This window comes from Neptunomonas japonica JAMM 1380, from assembly GCF_016592555.1.
Taxonomy (GTDB): domain Bacteria; phylum Pseudomonadota; class Gammaproteobacteria; order Pseudomonadales; family Balneatricaceae; genus Neptunomonas; species Neptunomonas japonica_A.
In genome coordinates this window covers 295,514-313,145 of the sequence record NZ_AP014546.1, presented here as the reverse complement: position 1 = coordinate 313,145, position 17,632 = coordinate 295,514, and the positions used below count along the sequence as shown (strand labels likewise).

The following is a 17,632-nucleotide window of genomic DNA, read 5'->3' as shown; positions in this document are numbered from 1 at the left end:
TATAGGCAGTTTTTGGCATTTTATCACTGGCAAGACAGCAGGTTAACGCTGTCTTGCTACATTCAACCAAAGTCCTCATGTAACGAAATAGTGGGTCTACACAACAATAGTGTTAAAATCCGCATTACAGCGCCGCCAGTTGATGGAAAAGCCAATGCACATTTGATTAAGTTTCTGGCTAAAGTTTTTGGTGTTAGCAAATCATCAGTCATTATAGCTAGCGGCGAATCAGGCCGACATAAAGTGGTCCGGATTAGTCATCCGCGCAAATTACCGGAGCTCCTCAACATTGAACGCACATGAGTTTATTCGACAAAAAGTGCTCATACCACAACGAGCACCTCTGCTCTTATATGAAATGTGATGCTCGACTAGCGCTTGTTCTTTTTCTTAGTCGAGGTACATAAATATGTTGAAGAAATTCCCAGATGATTCTATTGGCCTAGTTGCACCTCAAGCCATAGAATTTACAGAGCCACTAGCCCTTACATGCGGTAGGTCTCTTAACCAATATACACTGATGGTTGAGACTTACGGTGAGCTCAATGCCGATAAATCCAATGCCATCTTGATATGTCATGCGCTATCAGGCCATCACCACGCCGCAGGTTATTACGAAGGTGATAGCAAGCCCGGTTGGTGGGATTCCGCCATAGGACCGGGTAAAGCCATTGATACTAATAAGTTCTTTGTCGTCAGTCTTAATAACCTTGGCGGTTGCCACGGTTCCAGCGGTCCCAACCAAACAGATCCGCAAACAGGTAAACCTTACGGCCCCGACTTCCCACTCATGACAGTGAAAGACTGGGTGGTTAGCCAAGCTCGCCTCGCCGATCACTTAGGCATTCAACAATGGGCTGCGGTAATTGGGGGAAGCTTAGGAGGCATGCAAGCTATGCAGTGGGCTATTAGCTATCCTGAACGTTTACGGCATTGCATGGTGATTGCTGCTGCCCCAAAACTATCAGCCCAAAACATTGCCTTTAATGAAGTAGCACGCCAAGCTATTTCTAAAGACCCACATTTTTATGACGGGCGCTATTACGATCATAATGTTGTACCCAAAACGGGCCTAATGCTAGCTCGTATGGTCGGTCATATTACTTACCTTTCAGATGATGGTATGCGTGAGAAGTTTGGCCGTGAAATGAATGCAGGAAAATTGATGTTCGATTTCAACCCGCAGTTCGAGGTTGAGTCTTATTTACAGTATCAGGGGGAACGATTTTCAACAGCATTTGATGCTAATACTTACCTGTTAATGACAAAAGCACTCGACTACTTCGACCCTGCATCTGAATTCAATCATGATCTAGCCCAGGCGTTACAACATGTCACGGCCAAATTTATGCTCATTGCATTTACAACCGATTGGCGTTTCTCTCCTGAACGCTCAAGAGAGATTCTTGACGCATTAGTTGATGCTGGAAAAGAGGTCAGCTATACCGAGGTGGATTCTCCTCAAGGGCATGACGCATTTTTAATCCCAATTCCGCGCTATATGGAAATTTTCAATGCTTATATGGGCCGTATTGCTGCTGATGTATCTATCGAGAAGCCTGGTGATATAAAAACACCCGCAAAGGAGAGTGCTCATGCGCGCTGATCAGGAAATCATTCATGAGTGGATCAAACCCGCGGCACGCGTTTTAGACCTGGGTTGTGGTGATGGAAAGCTGTTGCGACACCTTATGGATAACAAACAGGTGCGCGGATACGGTATAGAAAACAACCATGACCACATCACTGCCTGCATAAAAAACAATGTGAACGTCATAGAAAAAGATATCGACAAAGGCTTAGCTTCTATAAAAGATAATAGTTTTGATTCTGTCATCATGACTCAAGCCTTACAGGTAATGCATCGGCCCGACCTAATCGTTGATGAAATGCTACGCATCGGTAAAGAATGCATCGTTACGTTTCCAAACTTTGGGCATTGGCGCGCACGCAGCTACCTTGGTTTTCGAGGACACATGCCTGTTTCCAAGTTTCTATCCTATAGCTGGTATGACACACCCAATATTCACTTTTGTACCTTTAAAGATTTCGAACAACTTTGTGTGCAAAAAAATATACATATTTTGAATCGAACCGTTGTTGATAATGAGCATCAACACAGATGGTGGACTAATTTATGGCCCAACATGTTGGGCGAAATTGCCATCTACCGGATCACACGTTAAAAGGAGAACACCATGAAACTTTTCCGTACACTGTTTTTATTATTACTGGTATCGCCGGTCGTACTGGCTGAGCAGTCAGTTGAAACTGATCGTTACATTATTCACTACAACGCCTTCAACAGTAGTATTGTTGCCCCGGAAGTAGCACAACGACACAATTTACTACGCAGCCGTTATACCGCCATGCTGAATATTGCTGTTTTTGAAAAACAAAAAGATGGATCTAAACAAGCAATTAAAGCAGTGCTTTCAGGCAATGTAGCTAATCTGATGCAACAAACACAACAGATCTCATTTACGCCGATCAAGGAAGATAAAGCTCTGTATTACATTGGCAGCTTTAATTTTGGTAATGAAGAGATCATGCATGTCACTATTGACGTTCAACCCGATCCTAACCAAGCAGCTACTAAAATTCGCTTCGATCAAAAGTTTTATACGGAATAACCCATGACCCAGACTATCGTGCTCGCCAGCGGCAATAAAGGTAAGTTAAAAGAATTTAACGAAACACTTCAACAATTCAGCGTTAGCGTTCTTCCACAATCACATTTCAATGTGGAAGATGCTGATGAGACTGGGTTAACTTTTGTCGAAAACGCTATTATTAAAGCGCGTCATGCTTGCGAGATAACCGGCTTACCGGCGCTTGCTGACGACTCAGGTCTCGAGGTCGATGCTTTACAAGGCGCTCCTGGCATCTACTCAGCACGCTTTGCAGGAGCAGGCAAAGGTGACGCAGACAACAGCCAAAAACTCCTTGAATCAATGCAAGATGTACCCGATAGCGAAAGAAGCGCACGCTATCGTTGTGTGTTGGTCTATATGCGTCATGCTAAAGACCCCATGCCTCTTATTTGCCAAGGTACACTAGAAGGTAGTATCGCTCACGCCCCACGCGGTGAATTCGGTTTTGGTTATGATCCTCTATTTCTTGTTAACAACACCGACAAAACAGCCGCTGAGCTTACTCCTGAGGTAAAACACAGCATCAGTCATCGCGGCCAAGCGGTACAGTTGTTCCTTGAGCAGATCAGTGGCTACCTAAGCAACGATACATCGCAGTAACCTTTATAGACGAACACTGACAGGCAGGTATTAATGAGCACGTTACCACCACTTTCACTATATATTCATATTCCTTGGTGCGTGCGCAAATGTCCCTACTGCGACTTCAACTCACATGCGGTGAAAGGCGAAATACCAGAAACTGCCTATGTATCAGCTCTACTGTCTGACTTAAAGCTAGAGCAAGCAGGCGCGCAGGGCCGTAAGATAGATACGATTTTTATCGGTGGTGGTACCCCTAGCTTATTCACCTCTGATGCAATAGCACGGATTTTAGAAGGTGCTGACCAGATTACCCCGTTTTCCCCCAATATCGAAATAACCATGGAAGCCAACCCTGGAACTTTCGAGCAGGAGCGTTTTGCGGGTTACCTGAAAGCAGGCGTGAATCGCCTATCAGTCGGCGTTCAAAGTTTTAACACTCAGCACTTACAAGCCCTAGGTCGAATTCATTCCGGCGGAGAAGCAAAAAAAGCCATTAGTGCCGCCAGAGATTTAGGCTTTCCTCATTTAAACATCGACTTAATGCACGGCCTGCCTGACCAAACAGAAACTCAGGCTCTCAGTGACTTAGAAACAGCACTGAATCTGGGCCCAGACCACCTATCTTGGTACCAACTAACGATAGAGCCTAATACTGAGTTTTATACAAAACCACCGCTTATCCCACAAGATGAAACCCTGTGGGACATTCAACAAGCAGGGCAACAACTACTGGCAAATAATGGTTTTCAGCAATATGAAGTATCCGCGTATGCAAAAGGTAAATCAGCCCGTGCTCAACATAATCTCAACTACTGGCAATTTGGAGACTACATAGGCATTGGTGCTGGAGCACATGGAAAACTATCTTTTCCTGAGCAAGACCTGATTCTGCGGCGCTGGAAACAGCGCTCACCTAAGGCTTATTTGCAAAGCATCAATCCACTCGGTGGAGAACAGGCCATTAGCCATGTCGACCGCCCTTTTGAATTTATGATGAACGCCTTGCGTTTAGTTGATGGGGTTGATGAGAGCATCTTTCAGGAGCGCAGCTTATTAAACCTAAACAACATCAGGACAGCATTAACAAGCTCACGCAACGCTGGCTTACTTGATCCGCATAGACTGAAAGCCACGCCTCAAGGACAACTCTTCCTAAACGATCTACTTGAGATGTTTATTGCAGAGTAAGAAAATGCATGTATCTATAATACATGTAGCCTCAAAATAGAGACGACCTACTTATAAGCGAACACGCCGGGCAGCATGGATCTCTTCAACCTTAACAGGTAAGTCATCAAGACGGCTAACTTCAGCATCAGGAGGCTGATCTCCTTCCCATTGCTGCTCATTTAGATTCACCCAAATGCTCCATAATCCGGCAGTTTGCGCACCCTCAATATCATGAATAGGGTGATCACCTACATGTATCACCTGCTCTGGCTTAAGACGAGTATGTGCTAGCATCTGATTGAAAATCAGAGGATCTGGCTTTTCAACGCCAGCACTGTCAGCACTAAACTGGAAATCCATCAGATGCGACAAACCCACTTGTTGTACATCTGCGTTACCATTACTAATAGCCCCTAACATATATCCGCTAGCTTTAAGTGTTTCGAGCATCGACAATGCATGCTCAAAAAACTCCACTTTCTGACGCGCTTTATAAAATACAGCAAAAGCCTCTTCGGCTAGCTTAGCTGTGATGTCTGGCGAATAGCCTACCTGCATTAGCCCGTATTTAAGCACCTCCATACGAATACGCGAGACACTGTAACTAATATCTGGCTGCTGAGTAAGCACATGGTCTCTCAACGTATTGAGGTCACGTAGCTGGTAGGTTTGGTTAAAGAGTGGCGCATTCTCATATAACCACTCATATAAGGTGTGGTTTGCCGCCCGTACAACCGGGCCTACAGCCCACAAAGTATCGTCTAGATCAAAAGTAATACATTTAATCATTTTTTTTCTGCGCTCTTGGGTGGGCTTTTTCATAGACATCCATCAGGTGCTGGAAATCTAAATGTGTATATATTTGTGTTGTCGAAATATCTTCATGCCCCAGTAACTCTTGAACAGCTCGAAGATCACTGCTGGATTCAAGCATATGACTAGCAAAGCTATGACGCAATCGATGCGGATAAACCTTACCTTGAGTGTGCATAACTTTTGCCCAATGATCAAAGCGCTGTTGAGTACTACGCACTGTCAGACGCTTACCCGTTTTAGAGATAAAGAGCGCGTTTTCAGTGTAATCGGCCCAGGCTGATCGACACTTAACCCAGGCACCAACTGCCTGCAAAGCGACTCGCCCTACAGGTAACATTCGCATTTTCCTTCCCTTACCTGTGACCACTAAACTGGCATCGCGAAAATCAATATCATGAATATTTAGACTGATAAGCTCGGACACACGCAGGCCTGATGAATACACTAACTCCATCATTGCTTTATCTCGGGACGAAATCGCATCCGTCACAGGAAAAGCCAGCAGCTGAGTCAACTGATCAACATCCAACGTTTCAGGAAGTGAACGCCCCACTTTGGGCGCTCGAACGCCTTGAGCCGGGTTATGTGAAACTCGCCCAATAATGGCCATATACTGATAAAAACTGCGGATAGCTGAAAGGCAACGCTGAATGCTTTTAGCGCTTAAACCCTCACGGTGAACTTCAGCAACAAAAGCACGAATTTCACGTTCAGATACATCATCCCACTGCGCTAGCCTACAATCAGCAACGAAGCCCACCAGCTTATTTAAATCTCTTTGATAACTACCACATGTATTCGGGGATAAATGCTTCTCTGAGCGAAGATATACTAGGAACAAATCAACCGCAGTACTGAGCTGATCAGCAAAACTGCGGTTAACCATCAGCGTTACACCTGCTCCTCATGCACGATGCGGCTGGCCACTCGACTCAGCACTTCGCCCACGTAGGATAAGAACAAAGTACCCTGACTACTCTGGAAGTAATAAGGGTCATAACTACCGATGGCCAACAACCCAATTGTTTCCCCTTTGACCAAAGGGATAACAGCTGCTGACTGAACTTTTACCGCATCATCTTCAAACAAAAAACGGTTCTCTATCAAAGATAATTGCCCACAGGTCGGCATGTTTGTTTTCATCAATGGTTCAATGACCCCTGCAGTATCACGAGGTAAAATCTTCAGATTATTAACATTCAGTGGGTTATCACTAAACAACACTAGCGAGGTTTCGTCACCGTAAAAGTCACGGCACAAGCTTTCTTCTAATGCGACTGCGACATCATCCAGTGTAGCGGAATCGAGCAGTGCTAATACCATACGCTTAGTTTTTTCAAATTGTGAATCATTATGGCGCGCTATATCAATCAAATCAGACAAGTGGATCGTTAATTTCTGATTACGGTCTCGAAGCAAAGAGGTCTGGCGCTCAATTAATGAAATGGCACGACCCGTTTCATGTGGTACAGACATTACTTCTAATAGAGGCTTATGGCGCATGAAAAAGTCAGGATTTTTTGCTAGATAATCAGCCACATCATTTTCATTAAACTCTGTAGCCTGCACCTGTTGATTTTCACTTTGACTCATATAAACACCTGACCTTCAAACACTGTCGCTGCGGGCCCCGTCATCATAACGGAATCTTTTTCACCGCCTTTCCAACTAACCTGTAGATCTCCTCCAGGAAGATGTACCTTAACATTTTCATCTAAGATACCTCGAAGACGCCCTGCCACGACTGCTGCACAAGCCCCTGTGCCACACGCCATCGTTTCACCAGCACCACGCTCATACACACGTAATTTCACTTCTGTCGAAGAGAGAATCTGCATAAAACCAATATTCGCTTTTGCAGGAAAACGCGTGTGCGCTTCTAACAATGGACCGAGTGTTTCAACCGGAGCACTGTCGGTATCATCGATGACTAACACGCCATGTGGATTTCCCATAGAAACCACTGAGATATCCACATGCTGACTTTCAACATCAACCGAATACACCGCTGATTGCTCTTGAGCGACAAACGGAACAGCCTTAGGTAGCAGCTCAGGAGCTCCCATATCGACTTCGACTTGGTTATCCGGAAAAATGGTAAGTATTGCCTTGCCGTTAGCCGTTTCAACTGCAATCACATCCTTATTAGTAAGGCGTTTATCACGCACGAAACGTGCAAAACAGCGGGCACCATTACCACAATGCTCAACTTCAGAGCCGTCAGCATTATAGATTCGATACCGAAAATCCATCTCAGGATTAGTCGGTGGTTCAACCAGTAATAGCTGATCAAAACCAATGCCTAAATGACGATCAGCCAGCTTCCTGACTTTATCTTCCGAAAGCCTGATTCTCTGTGTAACCAAGTCAACAACCATAAAGTCATTGCCTAAGCCATGCATTTTGGTAAAGCGTACCAACATGTTATTTATTCCGTTTAATGCCCTTTAGGCAACATAACTTCACCGCGCATCAAATCCACCAAGGTTTCGCGTGCGCGTACTTCAAAGACTTCATTGTCATCAACCATCACTTCCGCAGCACGCGGACGAGTATTGTAGTTTGAGCTCATGACAAAACCATATGCACCAGCAGAACACACGGCCAATAGATCACCAGCTTGTAGATTAAGATCGCGATCTTTTCCTAAAAAGTCTCCGGTCTCACAAACAGGTCCAACTAAATCATAAGTTTTAGCTTCACCCTCTTTACGAAGCGCTACAGGAATAATGTCCTGATAAGCACTGTATAGTGAAGGGCGAATAAGGTCATTCATTGCACCATCAATAATAGCGAAGTTCTTATGATCCGTGCACTTAAGAAACTCAACTTGTGTCAACATAACACCAGCATTAGCGACAATGGAACGCCCTGGTTCAAAAATAAGCCCCAGCGCTCGGTCTCCAAGTTTTTCAAGTACAGCTCCGATATATGCTTGCGGCGTTGGCGGCGTTTCATCGGTATAACAAACACCTAAACCACCACCCAAGTCTAAATGGTGAATTTGAACACCCTGTTCTGCCAACTTATCAACCAAAACAAGCAAGCGATCCAGTGCATCCATAAAGGGAGCAATTTCAGTTAATTGACTACCAATATGACAGTCCATGCCGACCACATTGACATGCGACAAACCGTTAGCGTGGCAATAAATACGTTCAGCATCCGTAATAGCAATACCAAACTTGTTATCTTTGAGCCCTGTAGAAATATAAGGATGCGTTCCCGCATCAACATCAGGGTTAACACGAAACGAGATATCAGCGATCTGCTGGCACTCACCCGCAACCGTATTAACACGCTCAAGCTCAGCTTCAGATTCAATATTGAAGCAACGGATACCTACTTCCAAAGCACGCTTAATCTCATGAGCCTGCTTACCAACACCAGAAAATACTATGTTTTTGGCTAGCCCACCTGCTTTAAGTACTCGCTCAAGCTCTCCTAAAGAAACAATATCAAAACCTGCACCTAACCTAGCTAAAACATTCAGCACAGCAAGATTGCTGTTGGCTTTAACGGCATAACAAACCAAGGCATCACGTCCTTCAAGCGCTTGTGCATAATTTAGATAAGCACGTTCAATAGCATCTCGAGAATATACATACACGGGTGTACCAAAACGCTCAGCAACTTTATCCAGCGCTAAATCTTCACAATGTAAGCGGCCATCACGGTACTCAAAACTATCCATTAACTCTTCTCACTCGTAAAACTTATTTAATTGTATGCGTTACTGATTTTCAGTCTGCTTTACTGGCTCAGGTAAATATAGCGGCCCTTTTTGCCCACAACCGGATAAAAGGATCACTCCTGCCAACATCCAAGCCCAGCTAAATTTCACAATACAACTCTCATTTGATAGACAATAATTAATCAATTATACCCTTGAAAAGCGGCTAATGAGTACCGTGCAAAAGCTGATATACTGCGCATTCACTTAATTATCTTCACAAAGAGCCGACTGATGACTGAATCTGAATTTAACGATCTCGTTGACAACACCTTGCAACAGATTGAAGAACGTCTCGATGATGCAGACTCTGATATTGATTATCTGATTAGTGGTGGCGTACTCACCATCAAGTGCGAAAACGGCACACAAATCATTTTCACTCGTCAAACACCTGTACTTCAACTGTGGTTGGCTACTAAAGATGGTGGGTTTCATTTCGATTATGACGCCGATGGCCAACAATGGCTACGTGACAGTGGAAAAACACCGTTAGTCGAGATGCTCAATCACGCTTATGTTACCCAAACCGGTGAAAACTTAACGTTCGATTGTTAAACACAGACTATATCAGTCGCTTGGTCACTTTTGTATAAAGGTGATCAAGTGCGCCTCGCTGAGAATCAGCGTACGTTAAGGCATTTCCGCCATGCTCTGCCACTTTGATAGGCGTAGTTTGGTATTTTTCAAGCAAGTTAGATACATCAGACATTTGAGTTACTAGCTGCATTCCGCCCGCTCGCGCCATCGCATTACTGATCGCTGTAAAATTAAAATGATAAGGCCCCATGATTACTGGCATGCCCAGTACTGCAGGCTCTAGCGGATTATGCCCACCGACATTAACAAAGCTGCCTCCCATCACTGCAACATCAGCCGCTGCATAAAGGAGCATCAAGTCTCCCATCGTATCGCCCAGATAAATTCTAGTTGTGTCATCAGCTTTACATGAGTTGCCTGTTGAACGGCGCACTACCCTGTCTGAATATTGCAACGCACTTTGGTAAACCGATTCAAAACGTTCAGGATGCCGAGGCACTAACATCACTAAAATATCTGGATACTGATCTAGTAATGGCTCAAGACTGCTTAAAAATTGTGTCTCTTCATCCTCATGACTGCTCGCCAAGATAACGGTGAAACGATTACCTAATTGCTGGCGGAGAAGGGTACCTTGTTTGCGTAAACCCTCATCTACCTGAATATCAAATTTAATACTGCCTGATACATCTATTTTCTCAGCCGGCATACCTAATTGTAAAAAACGATCGGCATCACTTTGATGCTGTGTCACCAATAAGGTCAGCGCTGATAACATTGGCTCTACTAAGCCGCGAACCTTTGCATAACCTTTTGCAGAGCGCTCAGACAAGCGAGCATTAGCCACAATGACAGGCACGCCGGCTTTTTGACAGCCTAAAATCATATTCGGCCATAGTTCAGTTTCTACAATAAGGCAGCCACGCGGCTTCACTCTCTGAACAAACCGGCCAACGGCATCAGGAAGGTCATAAGGGCAATAATAATGAATGACACGCTCAGCAAACATAGCGTTAACACGGCTCGCTCCGGTGGGTGTCATCGTTGTTATTACGATAGGAACCTCAGGGTAATCTATCAGTAAGCGTTCAACAAACGGGGCAATTGCTATCGCCTCTCCTACAGAGACAGCATGAATCCACAAAGGGTTACTTACTACATTAGGAACAAAACCAAAGCGCTGCCACCAACGCTGTCGATAGCCCGGTGCATTTCGCCCGCGCCACCACAGACGTATCAGTAAAACAGGAGTAAGCAGGTAAAACAGTCCGCTATAAAAACACCGAGGGACATTAGTCATCCGCTAATTCACTAAATTGCATTCGATAGAGCTGCGCATAAGCACCTTCTCTCTTTAGTAAGTCGCTGTGGCTTCCTTGCTCGACGATACGCCCTTGATCCATGACCACGATCATATCGGCTTTTTCGATAGTCGATAATCGATGTGCAATAACTAAAGTAGTTCTATCTTTCATGACGCCTTCTAACGCATCCTGAATATGTCTTTCTGATTCAGTGTCCAAAGCAGACGTCGCTTCATCCATAATCAAAATCGGTGCATCTTTTAGAATAGCGCGTGCGATGGCAATACGCTGGCGCTGCCCACCTGATAGCAACACACCACTTTCGCCAACCTGAGTTTGCAACCCATCAGGCAAACGACTAACAAACTCCATAACGTGCGCAGCTTCTGCAGCGGCCTGAATTTTTTCAATACTTGCTGAAGACATCGAACCATAAGCAATGTTTTCTGCAATGCTGCCATTAAACAAAACAACACTTTGGCTAACGATTGCAATTTGATCACGCAAAGAGGCCAACTGGTAGCTTTCCAATGGCTGATGATCGAGTAACACCCGCCCTTCCCATTCATCATTAAAGCGTGGAATTAGGCCCGCAACTGTTGATTTACCACTACCCGATTTACCAACCAATGCGACCGTTGTTCCATGAGGCACATCAAGAGAGAAATTAGAAAGTACCTTTTCACTAGTCTCAGGATAGGTAAAACCAACATTTTCAAACAACAAATGCCCAGCAGCTCTACCAATTTTCAGCGTCCCTAAGTCTTTTTCTGATTCCTGATCCATCGTAGTAAAGACAGCATCTGCAGCCGAAATACCTTTTTGCACTTTTACATTTATTTCAGTCAGCATACGTAGCGGTTTTGTAATCATTCCTGCTGCCGTAATAAAGGCAACAAATTCACCTGTACTCATACCGCCCATCACTGACGGTGCCATCGCAAGATACATCAGTGCAGCCAACGCCATTGCTACTAAAAACTGAACAACAGGGGTATTGATCGATTCTGCCACAACCAACTTCATAAACTGACGACGGTTAAGGTCACTAGCGCCATGAAAGCGCTGACGTTCAAAATTCGTTCCACCATAAACTCTAACGACTTGATATCCTTGAATAGATTCTGATGCAGAGTTAGTAATATCACCTACTGACTTCTGTATACGATGCCCTAAGCGACGCATACGTTTAGATGCAATCCGAACGACAATACCAATAAAGGGTGCTGCCGCAACGAAGATAAGCGTTAATTTCCAATTAAGATAAAACAGATAGCTAAACAAGCCGATAACCGTAAGCCCTTCACGTATCAAGACTTTAACCGCGTCTGTCACCGCTCCCGTCACTTGCTCAACGTTATAGGTAAGTTGTGCTAACAGGTCGCCGGATGAGTGCTGTTGGTAATATTGAGCAGGCAGCACCAACATGCGGTCAAACAGATCCGTTCGCAAACCATGCACAACGTAACGTGCTACATAGCTAATACAATAATTACCCAGAAAAGTACCCACACCGCGTAGTGCAAAAATGGCTAATACTGCCAACGCTAACCAGATACGTTCATCTAAGCGCCCTTGCTCTACTGAGTCGACAACACTTTCCAGCCACTTTGCAGACAGCGCTTGTGACGCCCCATAAAACGCATAACCTACAAAGGCAACACAGAAAACCGGCCAATAGGGCTTAGCGTAAGCCAATAAACGTCGGTACCCGCCCTTCAGTGGTTTATTTTGAGCACTCTGTTGCGGGTCATTTATCTCTTGGCTGGTGTTATTTGAACTCATCCGACCCTCAACTGAAAACATACTCAAAAAGAGACATCATTATACTCATCTTTTGTAAGTATTTGCTGCTACAACAAAAGCCTCTTACAATCGTCTAATATATTTATTCAAAGACCTTTTATGACAACCAACAATACACATTTTTTTAGTCCGAAATACTGGCTTACCTGGGTCGGACTCAGCATCCTATACGTGATTAGCTATTTACCTTACTCAACGCAAATCATACTGGGCAAAAGTACCGGAAACCTGATGTACCGCCTTTTTAAAAAACGCCGGCACATTACCGAAGTTAACATCCAGCTATGCTTTCCAGAAAAGTCAGCGATAGAACAGCAACTGTTAGTACGTCAGATATTTCAAAACAATGCTATAGGCATGTTTGAAACCAGCATGAGTTGGTGGAGAAGTGACAAATTTCTAAGTATGCCTGTCAGCTTAAAAGGTCAAAAATACCTAGATGAAGCGCTTTCACAAAACAAAGGTGTGATTCTATTAGGGGCGCACTTTTCTACACTAGATATGGGCGGGCGACTGTTGGCTCGTTTTTATAACGTAGGCGCTATGTACCGCAAGCACAACAACCCTTTGATGGATATTATAATTAAGAAAGGACGTGAAAAGCATCTTGATCAAACCATTGAGAAAAAGAACCTGCGCGGAGTACTAAAGGCTTTACGAAACAATCAAGTAGTGTGGTATGCACCAGACCAGGATTTTGGACCTAAACACTCTGTTTATGCTCCCTTTTTTAATGTACCTGCAGCCACCATCACAGCGACAAGCAGGTTCGCCAAGTTAAATGACTCACCAATACTGATGTTTACTCATCACCGCTGCCACGACGATTCAGGTTATGAGTTAGAGCTATTTCCTGTCATTGAAAACTTCCCCAGCGGCGATGATGTTCAAGATGCCACACGTATCAACCAAGAACTTGAAAAAGGCATTCTAAAAGACCCTAGTCAATACATGTGGGTCCATCGGCGTTTTAAGACTCATCCTGAGGGTAAGAACTTTTTATATCGCCACCCACCTCGCGAGCATAAGTAACTAAAGATGCGACGAACAGGGCAGCCAGTAGCCAAAACGCTTGCGCCCAATAGGCTTTATATAATGACAAATGTGTATTGATTGGGAACAATACTCCAACCATCCCACAGTAATACCCCATTGGAATCCATTGTTTTGTTTGGACAGCCTGCCAAAAAAATCGCCAAAACACTAACCAAAATGCCACTAACAAACCAATAAACCCAAACAAACCAGTGCCCGCCAGTGCATCGATCACTATTTGATGACCATGAAATGCACCCGTCTTCGGCTTTCCTTCAGGAGAGCGCAAAATATAAACATCATCCGGCTCTGCATAGTCAGGGTAAGCATAACGAAAGCTCTTAAGACCAACACCGTTAATCCAGTTATCCTCTATCATATCAACCGCAGTGCTCCACAACGTTAAGCGGTACGCGGTAGCCCTATCTAGTGAAGCATAATCAGCAGTACCGAGTCCTTGAAAAGTATGCGTGATACGCCCTTTTACCCCTTCGTTAGTCGACAAGCCTGCTATAACCACACCCATCACCAAAAAACTGCCCAACACTATTTTTTTGGAAACTTTCACTCTCCACAAAAAAGCAATAATTACGGCAAACAAAAACACCCAAGCAACAGCTAACCAAGCACCTCGGTTACCACTTATAAAAATTGTAGCGACCAGTATAGGAAGCACTATTAAGAACCCCGCTTTACCGACCCACTGATATACTCCCGCTGCGGTAATACCCATATAAACAACTAACATCCAGCCTAAGACAGGATCATCACCGAATAAACCGCTAACTCTACTCGACGAATAGCTCACTATTCCAAAAATATCTGCAGAAAATACAAACTGAACCCAAGCATCCACTATCCAAAAAATAACGATGCTAGCTACAACACATGCAAGACGCTCATGAACTTTTACTGACGAAGCGGCATGAATGACAAATACACCCGCAAAGTAAAAACGCAACATACCTAGTGCATCAATAGCACCCTTCTTAAACATATAAGCATCAGGCAGCGAAAGCAGGGCCGGAACCCAGAAGCAGGCGAAGAGTGACGTAAAGCACTTTACCTCAGGACTCCCCCTAAAGTGATTATCATTAATTATTAAATACCTGACGCCCAATATCGCCATGATCAGAGTAAAAAGTTCAAAAGACACCCCGAACGGTTGAGACAAAACAGTCAGCGCTACCAAAATAATCGGCAGGTCAACCCAACCGCTGTGGCGTAGGCTAGAAATCATAAAATCATCTCTCTTACAAATAACTGAAGGTGCATTTAGGCACTAAAAACTTCACTAACAAGTACTCTGTACAGATAATAAAACGGTGCTTAATCAAAGCATAATGCGTTTGTATAGCCTTGCAATTCTTCGCTTCATTTTGCGTTCTGCTAAAAATGAAGACAAATAACTTATTGGCAATACTGAACGGTCTTTTCGATATCCTTTAAGATCAATAAAACGAAGGGTCGGTTGCCCCTCATGAACCTGAACCAGGAAGTTATTAAGGTTAAAATCAAAAAAATAAAGTTTTTTTAATAGTAAGGTTTGAAAAAAATGTTCAAGTTGAGGTGCTAATATTTCGGGGGAGGCCTTAGTATCTCTCAAATAATCGCCCAAGCTTTTTGACAAATCACTATTATCGTCTAACACTTGTCGGCATGCTAAGCCTAGGCCTTTATCGGTAATAACTAATCTTTCTTCATATTCAGGAATAAAGCCTTTTAGGGAAGATGCTAGTTTTTTATATATTCGTAGTTCACGTGCATTTTCTGAAAAAAACGGAAACATACGATGCATTAAACCGCGCAGAAATAAACTCACCTTCCCCACCGCTGCTAATGTATGTCTGTTTTCAATTTTTATAAGCCAACCAGCGGCACTAGGGTGCTGATATATAGTGCGTGTTCGCCCTAGAGCGAGTACTTGAGTAAGAGTTATCATTGCCTAAATTTGTTTTCTATTAGCTGGTTTTAGTAAATCACAATACAGAGCCAATGTTCTTTCCAACATCTCTTTTCGAGTAAACAACGATGCATTCTCTGGTTTAAGTTTTTCTTTGACTATCTGCTGTGTACGTAGTGCACACTCACCTATATCCCCTTTAGCTACAAGCCCAGCAGGAAACAACGCAGTTAAAATCTCACCGACACCGCCATGATCATAGCCCACTGTCGCTGTACCAATTCGTAGTGATTCTAAAACCGTACGACCAAAGGATTCGGGTTTACTCGATAGTGAAAAAACAACATTACTTATTGCATAAATATGGCGAATGTCTGATCTTGCCCCTGTGAAAAAGATATCACCTTCTAACCCGGCATCTTTTACTTTCACATATAGCTCATCAGCATAGCTTTTTCGTTTATCGTCTTCACCGCCCACGATAAGACCACACACATTCAACCCAGCTTGCTTCAAACTCGCCATTAGCTCAATGAAATCATGATGCCCCTTCAGACGCGTTAAACGCCCAGGCAATGTCAGGATAACGCGACCTTTAGTATGAGGGTATTGTTCATACCATGCATCAAGCCATTGACCCTCAGGCAAGAGGCCATAGGGGAACTCATCATGATCTACTCCCCTAAAAATACGCACAACTTTATTCAAGTCAGTCGCAGGATAGTTATCCGCAATATAACGCTGAACTGTGTCAGAAACAGCAATGACTCTCTCTCCCTTACACATAATGGCGCTATACCAAGATACTGAATACAAGCCGTGTACCGTAGTGACTAAACGCGGCCGCTCATTCAGTGGCAAACCTCTCCACGCTAGCCACATAATCCAAGCAGGCATGCGTGATCGCAGGTGCAAAATATCTGCTTTCTCTTGACGCAACCACTTTCTAACCGCCCAGATATGTCTCAATGTAGCTAATGACTTTCTGCCAAGGTCCCAACAAACATGACGACTGCCTAGCGACAGTAAGCGCTCCACCATCGAGCCTCCAGCAGAGACCACAACGGACTCATGCCCAGCTTCAACCAGCGCCTGTGCGACCTCTAAGGTGCCTTTTTCAACTCCGCCACCATTCAAATCAGGTAATACCTGTATCACCTTCATAACCACCCCTTCTTTAAAATAAGCGCGGCGCAACGTTGAGCCTCGGCAAATGGCGTTAAGACAATTTTTTTATCTAACAAAAGAGGCTGTTGCAAAGAACTAACCCGGTTAGAAGCACGTAACCGTGCAAGGCCATGATGCAAGCGTCCTTCTCCATGACTGGCTAACGTAATTAACCCCACATCACATCCTGCTGTTAACGCCTCATATACCATAGAGACACTATCTTCCGTTACCCAGCAATGCTCTGTAACTGCTAACTCACTGGGTAACCAATCAAGGCCGGTTTCCTCATGGGGAATGAGTTTAATATTTAACTTACGCGTTTGTAGCTGAGTTACGAAAGAACTCGGCGTTCTTCGTGATGTCGTTAGCGTCCAATCCAATTGAGGGTACTTTGATAAAAGAGACGACAGTTGATCTAAAACACTCGGCTCATCCCAACTAAAATGCTTAGAAGGCCCACCGATTAACAACAAACCGGTTCCCGCTTTTTTTTGCGCAGGCACTATTCGATTAAGCACGCCCCATGTTTCAATAACATTAGGCTGTTCTGCAGGCTGGTCATGCTCAGGTATTAAGCACAAATCGAAATAGCGCAAAGGTAAACTCGGTTTCATCAGAAGCACTTTCTTTGCGCCCAACACCCACCCATAAACTAACATCGTTAAATGCGTTCGATGCCCAGCAGCGATAATCACTTTAGCGTGAGGTAACGAATGTCTATTAAAGAAGTGACGTATCACAAGCCAACTGAGCGCCCACCAAGACTGCGGAGCACTCAAACTATAGCTAATATCCCCTCGCTGACGCTGTAAAGCCTCAAGCAACCCTAATGATTGGTTTAAGTGCCCCGGCTTACCATCACTTACAATACAAATATCAGGCACATGCTTTCCACAATACAAGTTAGGATAAAATG

20 protein-coding genes are annotated in these 17,632 nt (G+C 44.2%); 8 read left to right on the top strand and 12 right to left on the bottom strand.

Annotation, left to right across the window (positions count from 1 at the left end):
• Positions 1-12: 12 nt before the first annotated feature.
• From NEJAP_RS01420 to hemW, 6 genes are all read left to right on the top strand, one after another.
• On the top strand, positions 13-303 hold the full coding sequence (locus NEJAP_RS01420) for a DUF167 family protein (protein WP_201348958.1): 291 nt from the start codon (positions 13-15) through the stop codon (positions 301-303).
• A 106-nt stretch (positions 304-409) separates the two neighbouring features.
• Positions 410-1,606, top strand: coding sequence for a homoserine O-succinyltransferase MetX (metX, locus tag NEJAP_RS01415; protein ID WP_201348957.1), 1,197 nt, complete (start codon positions 410-412; stop codon positions 1,604-1,606).
• The gene (gene metW, locus NEJAP_RS01410) at positions 1,596-2,186 is read left to right on the top strand and encodes a methionine biosynthesis protein MetW (protein WP_201348956.1); all 591 of its coding nucleotides are present in this window, start codon (positions 1,596-1,598) and stop codon (positions 2,184-2,186) included. Before metX ends, metW begins: the two co-directional genes overlap by 11 nt.
• Before the next feature lie 12 nt (positions 2,187-2,198).
• Complete coding sequence (locus NEJAP_RS01405; protein ID WP_201348955.1) at positions 2,199-2,633, top strand: DUF4426 domain-containing protein; 435 nt, start codon at positions 2,199-2,201, stop codon at positions 2,631-2,633.
• 3 nt (positions 2,634-2,636) lie between these two features.
• Positions 2,637-3,254: an RdgB/HAM1 family non-canonical purine NTP pyrophosphatase gene (gene rdgB / locus NEJAP_RS01400; protein ID WP_201348954.1), complete on the top strand. Its 618-nt coding sequence runs from the start codon at positions 2,637-2,639 to the stop codon at positions 3,252-3,254.
• A 33-nt stretch (positions 3,255-3,287) separates the two neighbouring features.
• On the top strand, positions 3,288-4,427 hold the full coding sequence (gene hemW / locus NEJAP_RS01395; RefSeq protein ID WP_201348953.1) for a radical SAM family heme chaperone HemW: 1,140 nt from the start codon (positions 3,288-3,290) through the stop codon (positions 4,425-4,427).
• Positions 4,428-4,478: 51 nt separating this feature from the next.
• On the opposite strand, the gene NEJAP_RS01390 is transcribed toward hemW, so the two are convergent.
• From NEJAP_RS01390 to lptM, 6 genes are read right to left on the bottom strand one after another with little or no spacing between them, the layout of a single operon-like run.
• Positions 4,479-5,198 carry an HAD family hydrolase gene (locus NEJAP_RS01390; RefSeq protein WP_201350416.1) on the bottom strand — a complete coding sequence of 240 codons (720 nt, stop codon included), beginning with the start codon at positions 5,196-5,198 and terminating at the stop codon, positions 4,479-4,481.
• On the bottom strand, positions 5,191-6,111 hold the full coding sequence (gene xerC / locus NEJAP_RS01385; protein ID WP_201348952.1) for a tyrosine recombinase XerC: 921 nt from the start codon (positions 6,109-6,111) through the stop codon (positions 5,191-5,193). Before xerC ends, NEJAP_RS01390 begins: the two co-directional genes overlap by 8 nt.
• A gap of 5 nt (positions 6,112-6,116) precedes the next feature.
• Positions 6,117-6,818, bottom strand: coding sequence for a DUF484 family protein (locus tag NEJAP_RS01380; protein WP_201348951.1), 702 nt, complete (start codon positions 6,816-6,818; stop codon positions 6,117-6,119).
• Entirely contained in the window at positions 6,815-7,648 is an 834-nt protein-coding gene (gene dapF / locus NEJAP_RS01375; RefSeq protein WP_201348950.1) for a diaminopimelate epimerase, read from the bottom strand. Before dapF ends, NEJAP_RS01380 begins: the two co-directional genes overlap by 4 nt.
• A 14-nt stretch (positions 7,649-7,662) precedes the next feature.
• The gene (lysA, locus tag NEJAP_RS01370) at positions 7,663-8,919 is read right to left on the bottom strand and encodes a diaminopimelate decarboxylase (RefSeq protein ID WP_201348949.1); all 1,257 of its coding nucleotides are present in this window, start codon (positions 8,917-8,919) and stop codon (positions 7,663-7,665) included.
• Between the two features lie 39 nt (positions 8,920-8,958).
• Positions 8,959-9,048 carry an LPS translocon maturation chaperone LptM gene (gene lptM / locus NEJAP_RS01365; protein ID WP_201350415.1) on the bottom strand — a complete coding sequence of 30 codons (90 nt, stop codon included), beginning with the start codon at positions 9,046-9,048 and terminating at the stop codon, positions 8,959-8,961.
• Between the two features lie 144 nt (positions 9,049-9,192).
• Here lptM and cyaY point away from each other — a divergent pair, with 144 nt between their 5' ends.
• On the top strand, positions 9,193-9,516 hold the full coding sequence (gene cyaY / locus NEJAP_RS01360; RefSeq protein WP_201348948.1) for an iron donor protein CyaY: 324 nt from the start codon (positions 9,193-9,195) through the stop codon (positions 9,514-9,516).
• 7 nt (positions 9,517-9,523) lie between these two features.
• Here the strand turns inward: cyaY and waaA are convergent, their stop codons facing one another.
• A complete protein-coding gene (waaA, locus tag NEJAP_RS01355) occupies positions 9,524-10,798 on the bottom strand; it encodes a lipid IV(A) 3-deoxy-D-manno-octulosonic acid transferase (protein ID WP_201348947.1) in 1,275 nt (424 codons plus the stop codon).
• A complete protein-coding gene (gene msbA, locus NEJAP_RS01350) occupies positions 10,791-12,587 on the bottom strand; it encodes a lipid A export permease/ATP-binding protein MsbA (protein ID WP_201348946.1) in 1,797 nt (598 codons plus the stop codon). Before msbA ends, waaA begins: the two co-directional genes overlap by 8 nt.
• Positions 12,588-12,707: 120 nt before the next feature.
• Here msbA and lpxL point away from each other — a divergent pair, with 120 nt between their 5' ends.
• Positions 12,708-13,640: an LpxL/LpxP family Kdo(2)-lipid IV(A) lauroyl/palmitoleoyl acyltransferase gene (gene lpxL, locus NEJAP_RS01345; protein ID WP_201348945.1), complete on the top strand. Its 933-nt coding sequence runs from the start codon at positions 12,708-12,710 to the stop codon at positions 13,638-13,640.
• Here lpxL and NEJAP_RS01340 read toward each other — a convergent pair.
• From NEJAP_RS01340 to NEJAP_RS01325, 4 genes are all read right to left on the bottom strand, one after another.
• On the bottom strand, positions 13,579-14,883 hold the full coding sequence (locus tag NEJAP_RS01340; protein WP_201348944.1) for an O-antigen ligase family protein: 1,305 nt from the start codon (positions 14,881-14,883) through the stop codon (positions 13,579-13,581). The genes lpxL and NEJAP_RS01340 overlap by 62 nt on opposite strands.
• Positions 14,884-14,976: 93 nt before the next feature.
• On the bottom strand, positions 14,977-15,585 hold the full coding sequence (locus NEJAP_RS01335) for a YrbL family protein (protein WP_201348943.1): 609 nt from the start codon (positions 15,583-15,585) through the stop codon (positions 14,977-14,979).
• A gap of 3 nt (positions 15,586-15,588) precedes the next feature.
• Entirely contained in the window at positions 15,589-16,710 is a 1,122-nt protein-coding gene (locus NEJAP_RS01330; protein WP_201348942.1) for a glycosyltransferase family 4 protein, read from the bottom strand.
• Positions 16,707-17,600 carry a mitochondrial fission ELM1 family protein gene (locus tag NEJAP_RS01325; RefSeq protein WP_236591021.1) on the bottom strand — a complete coding sequence of 298 codons (894 nt, stop codon included), beginning with the start codon at positions 17,598-17,600 and terminating at the stop codon, positions 16,707-16,709. The genes NEJAP_RS01330 and NEJAP_RS01325 overlap by 4 nt, the downstream gene beginning before the upstream one ends.
• Between the last annotated feature and the right edge of the window lie 32 nt (positions 17,601-17,632).

Excerpts from the sequence above, each read along its gene's own strand:
- msbA (WP_201348946.1), bottom strand. The coding sequence starts at position 12,587 with ATGAGTTCAAATAACACCAGCCAAGAGATAAATGACCCGCAACAGAGT.
- dapF (WP_201348950.1), bottom strand. The coding sequence starts at position 7,648 with ATGTTGGTACGCTTTACCAAAATGCATGGCTTAGGCAATGACTTTATG.
- NEJAP_RS01340 (WP_201348944.1), bottom strand. The coding sequence starts at position 14,883 with ATGATTTCTAGCCTACGCCACAGCGGTTGGGTTGACCTGCCGATTATT.
- lptM (WP_201350415.1), bottom strand. The coding sequence starts at position 9,048 with ATGTTGGCAGGAGTGATCCTTTTATCCGGTTGTGGGCAAAAAGGGCCG.
- NEJAP_RS01335 (WP_201348943.1), bottom strand. The coding sequence starts at position 15,585 with ATGATAACTCTTACTCAAGTACTCGCTCTAGGGCGAACACGCACTATA.
- lpxL (WP_201348945.1), top strand. The coding sequence starts at position 12,708 with ATGACAACCAACAATACACATTTTTTTAGTCCGAAATACTGGCTTACC.
- NEJAP_RS01330 (WP_201348942.1), bottom strand. The coding sequence starts at position 16,710 with ATGAAGGTGATACAGGTATTACCTGATTTGAATGGTGGCGGAGTTGAA.
- xerC (WP_201348952.1), bottom strand. The coding sequence starts at position 6,111 with ATGGTTAACCGCAGTTTTGCTGATCAGCTCAGTACTGCGGTTGATTTG.
- NEJAP_RS01380 (WP_201348951.1), bottom strand. The coding sequence starts at position 6,818 with ATGAGTCAAAGTGAAAATCAACAGGTGCAGGCTACAGAGTTTAATGAA.
- waaA (WP_201348947.1), bottom strand. The coding sequence starts at position 10,798 with ATGACTAATGTCCCTCGGTGTTTTTATAGCGGACTGTTTTACCTGCTT.
- NEJAP_RS01390 (WP_201350416.1), bottom strand. The coding sequence starts at position 5,198 with ATGATTAAATGTATTACTTTTGATCTAGACGATACTTTGTGGGCTGTA.
- NEJAP_RS01405 (WP_201348955.1), top strand. The coding sequence starts at position 2,199 with ATGAAACTTTTCCGTACACTGTTTTTATTATTACTGGTATCGCCGGTC.
- cyaY (WP_201348948.1), top strand. The coding sequence starts at position 9,193 with ATGACTGAATCTGAATTTAACGATCTCGTTGACAACACCTTGCAACAG.
- metX (WP_201348957.1), top strand. The coding sequence starts at position 410 with ATGTTGAAGAAATTCCCAGATGATTCTATTGGCCTAGTTGCACCTCAA.
- rdgB (WP_201348954.1), top strand. The coding sequence starts at position 2,637 with ATGACCCAGACTATCGTGCTCGCCAGCGGCAATAAAGGTAAGTTAAAA.
- hemW (WP_201348953.1), top strand. The coding sequence starts at position 3,288 with ATGAGCACGTTACCACCACTTTCACTATATATTCATATTCCTTGGTGC.
- lysA (WP_201348949.1), bottom strand. The coding sequence starts at position 8,919 with ATGGATAGTTTTGAGTACCGTGATGGCCGCTTACATTGTGAAGATTTA.
- metW (WP_201348956.1), top strand. The coding sequence starts at position 1,596 with ATGCGCGCTGATCAGGAAATCATTCATGAGTGGATCAAACCCGCGGCA.